11 protein-coding genes are annotated in these 12,034 nt (G+C 64.2%); 5 read left to right on the plus strand and 6 right to left on the minus strand.

Annotated features, from left to right (window positions below):
- Nucleotides 1–28 precede the first annotated feature (28 nt).
- The gene (locus PVW27_RS14195; RefSeq protein ID WP_274558769.1) at nucleotides 29–634 is read right to left on the minus strand and encodes a TetR/AcrR family transcriptional regulator; all 606 of its coding nucleotides are present in this window, start codon (nucleotides 632–634) and stop codon (nucleotides 29–31) included.
- Between the two features lie 103 nt (nucleotides 635–737).
- On the opposite strand from PVW27_RS14195, the gene PVW27_RS14200 reads away from it, so the two are divergent.
- Both PVW27_RS14200 and PVW27_RS14205 read left to right on the plus strand, forming a co-directional pair.
- A complete protein-coding gene (locus PVW27_RS14200; RefSeq protein ID WP_274558771.1) occupies nucleotides 738–1,175 on the plus strand; it encodes an ABA4-like family protein in 438 nt (145 codons plus the stop codon).
- 1 nt (nucleotide 1,176) lies between these two features.
- Complete coding sequence (locus PVW27_RS14205; RefSeq protein ID WP_274558772.1) at nucleotides 1,177–2,019, plus strand: hypothetical protein; 843 nt, start codon at nucleotides 1,177–1,179, stop codon at nucleotides 2,017–2,019.
- 73 nt (nucleotides 2,020–2,092) lie between these two features.
- Here PVW27_RS14205 and PVW27_RS14210 read toward each other — a convergent pair whose 3' ends face one another.
- The 5 genes from PVW27_RS14210 to PVW27_RS14230 form a co-directional block, all read right to left on the minus strand.
- Nucleotides 2,093–3,691: a DEAD/DEAH box helicase gene (locus tag PVW27_RS14210; protein ID WP_274558774.1), complete on the minus strand. Its 1,599-nt coding sequence runs from the start codon at nucleotides 3,689–3,691 to the stop codon at nucleotides 2,093–2,095.
- Between the two features lie 162 nt (nucleotides 3,692–3,853).
- Entirely contained in the window at nucleotides 3,854–4,813 is a 960-nt protein-coding gene (locus tag PVW27_RS14215) for a glycosyltransferase family 2 protein (protein WP_274558776.1), read from the minus strand.
- A 5-nt stretch (nucleotides 4,814–4,818) separates the two neighbouring features.
- Nucleotides 4,819–6,603, minus strand: coding sequence for a glycosyltransferase family 2 protein (locus PVW27_RS14220; protein WP_274558778.1), 1,785 nt, complete (start codon nucleotides 6,601–6,603; stop codon nucleotides 4,819–4,821).
- A gap of 77 nt (nucleotides 6,604–6,680) precedes the next feature.
- Complete coding sequence (locus PVW27_RS14225; protein WP_274558779.1) at nucleotides 6,681–8,288, minus strand: peptide chain release factor 3; 1,608 nt, start codon at nucleotides 8,286–8,288, stop codon at nucleotides 6,681–6,683.
- 48 nt (nucleotides 8,289–8,336) lie between these two features.
- On the minus strand, nucleotides 8,337–9,365 hold the full coding sequence (locus PVW27_RS14230; RefSeq protein WP_274558780.1) for a Hint domain-containing protein: 1,029 nt from the start codon (nucleotides 9,363–9,365) through the stop codon (nucleotides 8,337–8,339).
- Between the two features lie 206 nt (nucleotides 9,366–9,571).
- On the opposite strand from PVW27_RS14230, the gene PVW27_RS14235 reads away from it, so the two are divergent.
- The 3 genes from PVW27_RS14235 (at nucleotide 9,572) to PVW27_RS14245 (ending at nucleotide 12,034) form a co-directional block, all read left to right on the plus strand.
- Nucleotides 9,572–10,351, plus strand: a complete 780-nt coding sequence (locus tag PVW27_RS14235; protein WP_274558781.1) for an SDR family oxidoreductase — start codon at nucleotides 9,572–9,574, stop codon at nucleotides 10,349–10,351.
- 132 nt (nucleotides 10,352–10,483) lie between these two features.
- Nucleotides 10,484–11,572, plus strand: a complete 1,089-nt coding sequence (locus PVW27_RS14240) for an ABC transporter ATP-binding protein (RefSeq protein ID WP_274558859.1) — start codon at nucleotides 10,484–10,486, stop codon at nucleotides 11,570–11,572.
- Nucleotides 11,573–11,818: 246 nt separating this feature from the next.
- Nucleotides 11,819–12,034 (plus strand): twin-arginine translocase TatA/TatE family subunit, encoded by a 216-nt coding sequence (locus PVW27_RS14245; protein WP_274558782.1) that lies wholly within the window; start codon nucleotides 11,819–11,821, stop codon nucleotides 12,032–12,034.

Genomic DNA, 12,034 nt, shown 5'->3' on the forward strand with positions numbered 1-12,034 from the left:
CTGCACCTGACACATGTCTCGCCCGCGTTCATCCTGTGACGCGGGCGAAAACCTGACGAAAGAACGCCTCGCGCGCGGGTTGGTCCATGTCCTGCACGGGATGCATCCGCCCCGACAGCAGCAATGATGCGAACCCATGCACCATGCTCCAACTGGCCATGACATCGGCCATCGCATCCGCATCCTCATAGGGTGACACGCCGCGCAGCCGCGCAATATCCTGCGCCAAATGGTCGAACGCGGCTTCGGCCGTTACTTCCAGATCAGGGTCGCACACATCCACCCGGTCCGATCCGAACATCAGCTTGAACAGGGCGGGGGCCGCCAGCGTGAAATCCAGATAGCCAAGGCCCGAGGCGATCAACAAGTCCTGCGGGTCGTCGCTGCTGCAACTGGCCTGCCGCGCCTGCATTGCCTCCAGAAACTGCCGGAACCCTTCCGCCGCCAAGGCCGCCAAAAGGCCCTGCGTGTCGCCGAAATGATGCGCGGGGGCCGAATGGCTGACCCCCACTTCGCGCGCCACACGGCGCAGCGAGAAACCCTCGATTCCCGTCTCGGCCAGTACAGCCTCGCCAGCCTTCAGCAGCGCCGCGCGCAGGTCGCCGTGGTGATAGGGATGTTTTTCCAATGTCATGTCATAAGCTTAGCCCTCAATCTGGACAGTGTCAATATTTTGTCTTGACACTGTCCAGATCGCGCTGGCATCCTGAACTTGCCACTGTCCAGATGAGGTTGCCATGTCCCCCGACACCTTGTTCCAATATGCCAGCCCGCTTGCCATGATCGGCTGGATCATCCTTGCCCTGTCGCCGCTGGCCCCGCGATGGGCCGACCGGATCGGGGGCTTCATCATCCCCGCGATCCTGTCGCTGCTCTATGTAGCCGTGATCCTTGGCTATTGGTGGCAGGGGCAGGGCGGCTTCGACAGTCTGGCCAATGTGATGCTGCTTCTGTCCAACCCGTGGATGGCGCTGGCCGGATGGGTGCATTTTCTGGCCTTCGATCTGTTCATCGGCGGCTGGATCACCCGCACCGCGCGGGCGCAAGGGCTCGCGCATTTGCTGATCCTGCCCAGCCTGCTGCTGACCTTCCTGTTCGGTCCCATCGGGCTGATCCTGTTCCTGTCCATCCTGGCGGTCCGCCGCCTGCTGACCCCCAACCAGATCGAGGCCTGAGATGACCGATATGTCCTTCTCCCCATCCATGCCGATCCAGTCGCGCCGGCGCCTGATCCCACGGCTTTTCAGTGCTGAACCGCGCTTCGCCATGCTGGGGGTGCTGTTGGCTTTTGCCATGATCCCCACGGCTCTGGCGTTGGCGCTCGACCCGCGACAGTTTCAGGGCGAGGCGGTCTGGCTGAAGCCGCTCAAGTTCGAACTGGCGCTGAGTGTCTATCTGCTCAGCCTTGCCTTCTTCGCCCGGTTTCTGCCAGCGGGCATGACCGACCGGCGCGACTACCGGATCTTTGCCGCCATCGTCGTCTTCTGCGTGCTGGCCGAAATGGCATGGATCGGCGGGGCAGCCATGTTCGGCACGGCCTCGCATTTCAACCTGTCCACCCCGGTGATGGAGACGGTCTACAGCCTGATGGGCCTGTTTGCGGTCACACTGACCTCGGCCTCGCTGGTCTATGGCATCGCCATCTGGCGGCACCCCGCAGGATTGCCGGATCAGGCGCTGCGCCTGTCGGTGGCTTTGGGTCTGGGGCTGACCTTCGTGCTGACAGTGATCGTGGCGGGCTACATGGCCGGGCAACCGGGGCATCTGGTGGGCACTCCCGTCACGGGCGTGCGGGTGCCGCTGATGGGGTGGTCGCGCGAGGTGGGCGACCTGCGGCTGCCGCATTTTCTGGCCACCCATGCGATGCATGTGATCCCGCTGGCCGGTCTGCTGGCGGTGCGGCGGCTAGCCCCGGTTGCGGCGCTGCGGGTGGTCTGGGTCCTGTCGGCGGGCTTTGTGCTGGCAACAGCCGCGACCTTCGCGATGGCGATCAGGGGGCTTCCGGTATTCCCGGTCTGACCTGTTCATCGGCAAAGAAAAACCCGCGTCGAGCGATCGGCGCGGGTTCGGCTTGGTCCTGATCAGACGCGGATCAACTCGTGCGCCGCTCGTCAAAGCTCAGGGCGATAAAGCTGGGCAGATGGTCGCCCATGCCCACGACCTTTGGCCCGTTGTCGCGCGTGTTGTCTCGGCCCTGACCGCCACGTGGCCGATCACGGTCGCGGCGTTCATCCGACCGCCCTTCAGTGCGACGCTCCTCACGGGGACGATCCTCGCGTGGCCGCTCCTCCCGAGGACGGTCCTCGCGGACGCGGGGCTCGCGGCTCTGTTCTTCGCGGGGCTTGTCGTCACGCGGCTTGGCCTCGCGCACGGGGGCCGCTTCGGTCACGGAGTCGGCCTGCGGGGCATTGTCCTTGGCGGCGGGCTTGTCTCCCGCGCGGCTGCGCGAACCGCGCGACCGGCTGCTGGAGGATTTCCCGCGTGAGGATGCGCCGCGCTCGGCGCTGTCACCGTCGTCATCGCTTGCCGGGGTGATGACACCTTCCAGCGGATTGGGCAGGCGCGGAATCTCGGTCTGCAACAGGCGTTCGACATCGGCGAAATTCTTGTCGTCGCGCGGCGTGCAGATCATGATCGTGGTGCCAAGCTTGCCCGCGCGCCCGGTGCGGCCGATACGGTGGACATAATCCTCGGCATGGCTGGGCACGTCGAAGTTGAACACATGGCTGACATTCGGGATGTCCAGACCGCGCGCCGCCACATCCGAGGCCACAAGGAAGCGCAGCGTGCCATCGCGGAAACCGTCCAGCGTGCGGGTGCGCTGCGACTGCTCCAGATCGCCATGGATCGGGGCCGCGTCATAGCCATATTTCATCAGCGATTTCGCCACGATATCCACATCCGTCTTGCGGTTGCAGAAGATGATCGCGTTGCGGCACTTCTCGCCCTCGGAATCAATCAGCTTGCGCAGAAGCTGCCGCTTCTCGCTGGCTTCCTGATCCTTGCGGCTGGCCTTGAACATGACCACGCCCTGCGTGATCGTGGCCGAGGCGCTGGCCTGCCGCGCCACTTCGACCCGTTCAGGGGCCGACAGGAACGTATTGGTGATCCGCTCGATTTCGGGCGCCATGGTGGCGCTGAAAAACAACGTCTGACGGGTAAAGGGTGTCAGGCTGAAGATCCGCTCGATATCGGGAATGAAGCCCATATCCAGCATCCGGTCCGCCTCGTCCACCACCATGATCTGCACGCCGGTCAGCAGCAGCTTGCCCCGCTCGAAATGATCCAGCAGGCGGCCGGGGGTGGCGATCAGCACGTCAACACCACGGTCGATCAGCTGATCCTGTTCCTTGAAGGACACGCCACCGATCAGCAGCGCCTTGGTCAGCTTGTGATATTTCGTATAGGTGTCGAAGTTTTCCGCCACCTGCGCCGCCAGTTCGCGGGTCGGACAAAGCACAAGGCTGCGCGGCATGCGGGCCCGCGCGCGACCCTTGGCCAGCAGCGTGATCATCGGCAGCGTGAAGCTGGCGGTCTTGCCTGTCCCGGTCTGGGCGATCCCCAGAACGTCGCGGCCTTCCAGCGCGGGCGGAATGGCCCCGGCCTGAATGGGCGTAGGGGTTTCATACCCCGCATCCTCAATCGCCTTGAGGACCTTGGGGTCGAGTTTGAGATCAGAGAATTTTATCATGTGTATCCGTTGAGTACGGACACGTCACGGCCCGTTGCGTCTGATGGGGGTCGGGCCCCTATGGCCCCGTGGTTGTCCACATATGCGATCCCCGCGCAGGCCATAGCCTAAAGCGTGGCGGCGGTCAATGAGAGCGGGACTTCGCGGTGCCGCATCGCGCTGTCAGGCTTGCGGAAAATGCCGGGCGACGGCGCCGTCCAGATCCAGTGCGGGCCGCCGCAACAGCCCTTCCGCGTCAAGAGCGGCCAGATGTGCGGGCGTGGCGGTGCAGACCTGATCATAGAAATGTCGCAGACCGGCCTCGCCATCCGCGTCATGGATCGCCTTGAACATGTCGTGCAGGGTCAATCCGCCCTTGTCCACGGGCCGGTTCGGTTTCAGTTCGGCCCGGTAACTTCCCTTGTCCAGACGGTAGTGGAAAGCCGTGATGAACGCCTCCCAGCTTTTGGCATGCAGGTGCAGCAGGTCGGTGCCGGTCAGGTCCTGCTGTCCGGGATTCTGCGTCTCGCCCACCGTGATGTTGTGGATATTGGCCTTCAGACCCTCCACCCCGGTGCGATAGACCAGCTTGCCTGCCACATGGCTGAGAAAGCCGCCGTTCAGATGCGCGCCGTAATCGGGATAAAGCCGTTCCGTCTGGCGGTTGCGCATGGCCCGGTCCAGCGCGCAGGCCTTGGCATGAAGCGGTTGATCCGGGGCGATGGGGGCCAGCGCCTCGATCGGGCGGATGCGGGCGCACAGGCAATCCGCTGGCAGCGCGCCCAGTTGCGCGGCAAGCGACGTGCCGGGGAGCAGGAACTCATCCACGTCGATATGGGCCAGCCAGTCCAGATCCCCGGCACGGCCATAGGCGTGGCGGGCGTTCTCGAACTGGCGCGACTGGTGCTTGGCGCGGCGCTTCATCCCCAAACCGGCCCAATAGGAGTCATCGGTCAGAACCGGGCGCAGTTTGGGATGGGCCTTGAGCCGGTCATAGGCGGCGCGGTTGTCGTCGTCCAGATAGACAAAGATGCGATGGGCCCCCAGATCAAGATGGTGGGCCGCAAAGGCAAGGATCGCGGGAACAGGCGCCTTGATGGTCGAGACGATTCCCCATTTCGGCAAGGCTCTGCTCTGGGCCATGTGGCTCAACCCCTTGGAACCGCGCCGAAAACGCGCATGATCTTGCTCTCTGTGTCCAGCGGCGCGCGCAGGAGCATGCCATGGGCATCAAGGGACGCGATCAGCCGATCAGTGCCTTCGCAGACCTCTGCGAAAAAGGCCCTCAGACCGTCCTCGCCTTCTTCTTCCTGCAACAGGTCAAGGATGTCGTGCAGGCCCAGAACCTCTTCGTCGGTCTTCCGATAGGACCCCTGCGCCATGCGAAAGGCCAGATGCCGCTGGAACGTGTCCCAGTCAGGTGCATGGGCATGGCCAAGGCGCAGTCCGGGCAGCGCCAACCTGTTGCTGGCGGGATACCCGTTCAACAGCACGGCATGCAGACCAAAGCGGATGCCCGGTATGCCACAGCGGGCGATCAGCTTGCCTTCGCGGTGGCTGATGAACCCGCCGCGCAGATGTCCGCCGAAATTGGGATAGATATCCTCCAGCACCGCCTTTTCCTGACCTGCGTCGCGCGGGGTCAGTTTGAAACAGTCCGTGGTGCCGGCCAGCAATTCGGCAGGGGGCAGATGGATGGCGGCGATGCCGGCAGGCAAGGCCGCCATCAGGGGCCCGAGCGCCGACCCGGACAGGATGAACTCGTCCACGTCCACATGCGCCAGAAAATCCAGATCGCAGCGGTGATAGGTCTGCGTGGCAACCCAGGCCTGCCGCAGTTGATGGGTCTTCATCCGCGGCTTCTTCTGACCCGCCCACCAATTCGCATCACATGTCGTGACCTCGATTTTCGGATGCCGTGACAGATAGGCCAAGGCCTCGGGATGCGGCTCGTCCAGATGGATGTGCAAGCGATCCGCGCCAAGATCCAGATGATGCGCCGCGAAGGCCGCGATCCGGTGCAGCGGTGCCTTGACCAGCGAGACGGTGCCCCAGCGCACCGTTCCGGGATCCGTCTTCACCACGCGCGCAGGCACAGGCACATGCCGGGTCGGGGCGGCATGGCCCCGCTTAGGGCGACTCCCCTCGGCCTTCTGCGCCTTTTCACGTTGTCGCCGCATAAGGCGCAGGCGGCGGAACACCGTGCGATCATCCGCGATCAGCAGTTCCAGCAGATGCCGCGCCAGCGGGGCCAGCACGGGATCGCTTCCCGCATCCTGCCACAGACGGCCCAGCAGGTTCACATCCAGACCGCCGCCCCCCAAGGCATAGGTGTCCATCTGGAGGGCCAGCGCTGTCTGGGGCCGTTTCGACCATGCAAAGGGTTGATCCGGGGGCGTTCCGGAATACAGCCGCTCGGTCTCGTAAAGCTTCATCATCCCGAACATCAGGCTCAGGGATTGGCCGACGCGCCGCTGCACCTCGGATGTGCCATGATCGCCGAACGTGGTGATGGCCGAGACCAGCCACCGCGAATCCAGACGATTCAACAGCCAGTCCGATTCCTCGGACCACAGGCGCAGGAACAGGGCGGCGGTGTGATCGGGGGCGCTGCGGCGGCGCAGATGCGCGATCAACAACCCGTGCAGCAGCATCAGCTCCGGCAGGCCGTCGAACTCCTCGGACAGATCACGCAGCTTGCGCGCATAGGTCGAACGCGACCCTTCCACGCTGGGGGCACGGCCATCGACACAGGCCGTCTTGAGCGGGCCGAAATCCACGTCCAGCGGGGGCAGGCACTCTTGAGCCTCATAGGAAAACGGCTCACGCCGCCCCTCCATCTGCGTCAGGATGGCGTCGAAACCGCCGGGATAGGTTGGGGCACTGGCATCACTCATGCGCAGCAGAATGGGCAGCGCCCGCGTCCCTTTCAAGCCCGGCCCTTGGGCAGGCCCGCAGATAATGCGCGCCTGCGACATGGCTGCCATGCCCGCGCCGGACAGGCTTGAGATCAGACCATCATTTCCTTGGTCGCGGTCAGCTTGACCTCGGGATAATCCCGCTCGATCCGGTCGATATCCCATTGCAGCCGCGTCAGATAGACGATGTCGCCATCATGATCATGCGCGATGTGCTGCTTGTTGACATTCACAAACTTTTCAACAGCTTGCCGGTCACCGTTCACCCAGCGGGCCGAGGTGAACTGCGATTGTTCGAACCGCACCGGCAGGCCATATTCCAGCTCGATCCGGCTGGCCAGCACCTCGAATTGCAGCGCACCCACCACGCCCACGATGAAGCCTGACCCGAAGGCGGGCTTGAACACCTTGGCGGCCCCTTCTTCGGCAAACTGCATCAGCGCCTTTTCCAGATGCTTGGCCTTCATCGGATCGCCCGCACGACAGGTCTGCAACAGTTCCGGCGCAAAGGACGGAATGCCCGTCACGCGCAGCGCCTCGCCTTCCGTCAGCGTGTCGCCGATGCGCAATTGTCCGTGGTTGGGGATACCGATGATGTCACCGGCCCATGCCTCTTCCGCCAGTTCGCGGTCTGAGGCAAGGAACATCACCGGGTTGGAAATCGTCATGGGCTTCTTGCTGCGGACATGGGTCAGCTTCATGCCCCGGATGAAATGCCCCGAGGCCAGACGCACAAAGGCCACCCGGTCGCGGTGCTTGGGGTCCATATTCGCCTGAACCTTGAAGACAAAGCCGGAAACATTTGTTTCCTCGGGCAAAATCATCCGTGGTTCGGCTCGCTGCGGTTGCGGTTCCGGCCCCAGATTGCCGATTCCGTCCATCAGCTCCTTAACCCCGAAGGAATTGATCGCCGACCCGAACCAGATCGGTGTCATGGTGCCTTCCTGAACGGCCTTGATATCCAGCGTGGGCAGCAGTTCGCGCGCCATCTCGACCTCCTCGCGCAGCTTTTCAAGCAGCGCGGCGGGCACATGCGCGGCCAGACGCGGATCGTCCAGCCCTTTGATCTCGATGGTTTCGGCCACCACATTGCGGTCGGCGCGGTCCATCAGTTCCAGCCGATCCCGCAGCATGTCATAACAGCCGATGAAATCGCGCCCCATGCCGATGGGCCAACTGGCGGGCGTCACGTCGATCGCCAGATTCTCCTGAATCTCGTCGATGATATCAAAGGTGTCGCGGCTTTCACGGTCCATCTTGTTGCAGAAGGTCAGGATCGGCAGATCGCGCAGGCGGCAGACCTCGAACAGCTTGCGGGTCTGGCTTTCCACACCCTTGGCCCCGTCGATCACCATCACCGCCGCATCCACCGCCGTCAGCGTGCGATAGGTATCCTCGGAAAAGTCCGAGTGGCCGGGCGTATCCACCAGATTGAAGCGGAAGTTGCGGAAATCAAAGGACATGGCCGAGGCCGAGACCGAAATGCCCCGGTCCTTTTCCATCTGCATGAAGTCCGACCGCGTGCGCCGCGCTTCGCCTTTGGCGCGGACCTGACCGGCCATCTGGATCGCCCCACCGAACAGCAGGAATTTTTCGGTCAGAGTCGTCTTTCCGGCGTCGGGATGCGAGATGATCGCAAAGGTCCGGCGGCGGGCGATTTCGGGCGGCAGGGCGGGGCGGTTCGAGGGCGTGTCCAACATGAGCGCAGCTTTAGGCAGAGGCGTGCGCAAAGGCAAGCCGGGTGCCGTTCACCCCAGCGAGGCGCGCCGCAGCACGGCGGCGGCATCGGGCAGATCCAGCAGACGTTCGGGCACCTCGAAATCTTCAAGCCCGGCACCATGGCGGCCGCCCAGAGTCTCGCCCAGACGCGCCGCCAGATCGGCGGGCAGGGCGGGGCTGGTGCGCGGGTCCAGCAGCAGCGTCTCGGCGGCGATCCCCTCGGCATAGATGATCTGGTGGCGGTCGAACAGGATCTGGAAATAATCCACAAAGCCGCCGTTCTGGCGATAGACGCTGGTGCCGTTCACCAGATGACGCGCCCTCACCAGAACCTCGGCCCGGCCTGCGCCAAGCACATCCGCGCGCTGATAGATGAACAGCCGGTGATCCGGACTGACAATCAGGTCATGGGCATTGTGCAGCGTGCCCTTGGTGATCACGATGGGGGCATGCTCTCCATGCGCCCGCAGAGTGGTCTGGCCGATCCAGCGAATCTCCTGCGGACCCTCGTCGCGTGTCAGGACGCGGTCGCCGGGGCACAGGTCTTCGATCCGGCGCTGCTCGCCAGTGGCCATGGTGATATGGGTGCCACGGCTGAAGGACACGCAGGCGATCTCGGCCAGACGGGCGCTGGCGCCCTCGGTGTCGATGGTCACAAGGGTGTAACGTGTCTTGGGTTTCAGCGGCACCAGCGGCAGCACATGCACTTCGGCCACATCGCCGCCCTGGTCCACTTCGACCATGACCAGAACCTCGGCGGTTTCGCCGTCGGTGGTCATGAAGGTCAGGCAACTGTCCAGATGCAGCAGGGCACCGGGCTGACCCGCAGCCGTATCGGCCGCAACGCGAAACCGGGCAGGACCATCGTGATGCAGCGACAACCGGCGGGTGCGCGCGCCGCGCAGCAGCGCATAGGTGTCGTCGGGAATCAGATCCGCCGCAAAGGACAGGGGGTCCCCAAGATTGGCCCCGGCCACAACCTCCAGCGCGATACCCGGCAAAACGGGCAGCGCAAAGGCTGTTCCGGGCAGGGCGGGGGGATGGCTGGATGCGATCATTGAGGCGGCTTCACTCCCGGTGACTCGTGAACATACATGCGGAAACAGGGCCCGATTCTTGGACACCGCATGGGCTATCCTGCCGGGTTTAAGATAGGATTGTGGCATCAGCGGGTCAACGTCCCGGCCTTTTGCTGGCATTTCCCTGCGCCGGGATGCTAGCAAGGCCGCGAGGGTCGCAAGACCACATCTGTCAGGAGGACGCTATGGATCTGGGAATCAAGGGAAAACGGGCGCTGGTCTGCGCGTCGAGCAAAGGTCTGGGGCTGGGTTGCGCCCGTGCGCTGGCCGAGGCTGGCGTCGATCTGGTGATGAATGCACGCGGTGCCGAGGCGCTGGAGGCCGCCGCCGCCGCCATCCGTGCCGACTATGGCGTGAAGGTGGACACCGTCGCGGCCGATGTGACCACCGAGAATGGCCGCACCGCCGTTCTGAACGCCGCCCAAGGCGTCGATATCCTTGTCACCAACGCGGGCGGGCCGCCTCCGGGTCTGTGGTCGGACTGGGACCGGGATGACTTCATCCGCGCGCTGGATGCCAATATGCTGACGCCGATCGCATTGATGAAGGCCCTGATGCCCGCGATGATGGAGCGTGGCTGGGGTCGGGTCGTGAACATCACCTCGCAATCGGTCAAGGCGCCCATTCCGCAGCTTGGCCTCAGCAATGCCGCGCGCACCGGCCTGACCGGCTATGTGGCAGGCACTGCGCGGCAGGTGGCGGGCAAGGGCGTGACCATCAACAACCTGCTGCCGGGGATCCATGCGACGGACCGCGCCGATGCGCTGGACGGCGGTGTGGTCAAGGCGCAGGGCATCACGCTCGAGGAAGCCCGGACCCGCCGTGCGGCCACCATCCCGGCAGGCCGCTATGGCACCTCTGCTGAATTCGGCGCGGCCTGCGCCTTTCTGTGCTCGGTCCATGCCGGTTTCATCGTGGGCCAGAACATCCTTCTGGACGGCGGCGCCACCAACGCCACGATCTGAGACGGGGCATGCCCCCGGTGAACCCGACCGCAGCGGTCCCTCCGCTGCGGCCTTGCGATGCGGGACGCTGCCTGCTATGCGCCTTTCCCGACCGTATTGATCGGAAATAGCCCGTTGACCAACGTATCTGACATGCCGGCGAAAGGGCCAGTGCCCCGGCTCGAGATCCGCAACCTTGTGCGTCGTTTCGACGGGGTCGCGGTGGTCGATGACGTGTCGCTGACGGTGATGCCGGGGCAGGTCACCTGCCTGCTGGGGCCGTCGGGCTGCGGCAAATCGACCACGCTGCGCATGATCGCGGGCGTCGAGATGCAGGATTCGGGCGAGATCTGGGTGGATGGCCACCTGATCTGCGACACCGTGTTCCGGGTCCCGCCTGAGCGGCGCGCCATCGGCCTGATGTTTCAGGACTTTGCCCTCTTTCCCCATCTGAGCGTCGCCGAGAACGTGGCCTTCGGCCTGTCCGGCCCGCGTGAGGCGCGCCGGGCGCGGGTCGAAGAGTTGCTGCGCAGGGTCGGCCTCCTGCGCTTCATCGACGCCTATCCGCATTCCCTGTCCGGGGGCGAACAGCAGCGCGTGGCCCTGTCGCGCGCCCTTGCGCCACGTCCCCGCATCATGCTGATGGACGAGCCTTTCTCCGGTCTGGACAACCGCTTGCGCGACGACATCCGCGACCAGACGCTCGAGATCCTCAAGCAGGAGGATGCCGCCGTCCTTCTGGTCACGCATGAGCCGGACGAGGCGATGCGGATGGCCGACGAGATCGCGCTGATGCGCGCTGGACGGATCGTGCAGAAGGGCGCGCCCTACAACATCTACAACGCGCCAAAGGATCGCGATTCGGTCGCGTTTTTCAGTGATATCAATGTGATACGGGGCACTGTTCGCGGCGCGCTGACCGATACGCCCTTTGGCCAGTTCCTCGCGCCCGGCGTGCCTGACGGGGCCGAGGTCGAAATCGTGATCCGGCCTCAGCACATCAAGATCGACCTTGATCGGGGCGGACGCGGCCCCAATCCCACCGTGCAGGACGGCGTCGCCGCACGCGGCGAGGTGGTGCGCGCGCGCTTCATGGGCAGCGAAAGTCTGGTCGAGATCCGGATGGATCATGACGGCTCGGTCCTCAAGGCGACCGTGCCCAATGTGTTCCTGCCCGCACCCGGCAAGCCGCTGTGGCTGATGATCCGCCGCGACCGTTGCTTTGTCTTTCCGGTGCGCTGACACGGTTCCCGGCGGCAACTGTGCAGGATGCGGCAAGGCGCGGCATCGGGATATGTGAAGCCAGAACAGGCCGACGGCGGGAATAACCGGCTTCGGGCTTGCGTTCTGCGGGACGAGGGCAGAAAAACCCCGGATGATCGCTGCTTTGGTTCTTCCAACCGGCGCTGATCGTCATTAGATGTTGAGAGTGATGGCTGAGGGCCTGTGCGGATCAAGCCGCGACGGGCCGAGCAAGGGAGAACTGCAATGTTGAACAATATCGGACTTCCGGGTCTTCTGCTGATCGCGGTGGTCGTGCTGGTGCTTTTCGGGCGCGGCAAGATCAGCTCGCTGATGGGCGAAGTCGGCAAGGGGATCACCGCCTTCAAGCGCGGCGTGAGCGACAGCTCCAAAGAGCTTGAGGACGGCAGTGGCGAGATGACCAAGGATGTCACGCCCGACAAAGAGAAAGACAAGGTCTGA

The sequence above is a fragment of the Seohaeicola sp. 4SK31 genome (assembly GCF_028802875.1).
Lineage (GTDB): Bacteria > Pseudomonadota > Alphaproteobacteria > Rhodobacterales > Rhodobacteraceae > Seohaeicola.

What these genes read in the sequence shown, in the direction of transcription:
- PVW27_RS14200 (WP_274558771.1), top strand. Translation starts at nt 738, where the DNA reads ATGTCCCCCGACACCTTGTTCCAATATGCCAGCCCGCTTGCCATGATC.
- PVW27_RS14235 (WP_274558781.1), top strand. Translation starts at nt 9,572, where the DNA reads ATGGATCTGGGAATCAAGGGAAAACGGGCGCTGGTCTGCGCGTCGAGC.
- PVW27_RS14205 (WP_274558772.1), top strand. Translation starts at nt 1,177, where the DNA reads ATGACCGATATGTCCTTCTCCCCATCCATGCCGATCCAGTCGCGCCGG.
- PVW27_RS14195 (WP_274558769.1), bottom strand. Translation starts at nt 634, where the DNA reads ATGACATTGGAAAAACATCCCTATCACCACGGCGACCTGCGCGCGGCG.
- PVW27_RS14240 (WP_274558859.1), top strand. Translation starts at nt 10,484, where the DNA reads ATGCCGGCGAAAGGGCCAGTGCCCCGGCTCGAGATCCGCAACCTTGTG.
- PVW27_RS14225 (WP_274558779.1), bottom strand. Translation starts at nt 8,288, where the DNA reads ATGTTGGACACGCCCTCGAACCGCCCCGCCCTGCCGCCCGAAATCGCC.
- PVW27_RS14210 (WP_274558774.1), bottom strand. Translation starts at nt 3,691, where the DNA reads ATGATAAAATTCTCTGATCTCAAACTCGACCCCAAGGTCCTCAAGGCG.
- PVW27_RS14245 (WP_274558782.1), top strand. Translation starts at nt 11,819, where the DNA reads ATGTTGAACAATATCGGACTTCCGGGTCTTCTGCTGATCGCGGTGGTC.
- PVW27_RS14215 (WP_274558776.1), bottom strand. Translation starts at nt 4,813, where the DNA reads ATGGCCCAGAGCAGAGCCTTGCCGAAATGGGGAATCGTCTCGACCATC.
- PVW27_RS14230 (WP_274558780.1), bottom strand. Translation starts at nt 9,365, where the DNA reads ATGATCGCATCCAGCCATCCCCCCGCCCTGCCCGGAACAGCCTTTGCG.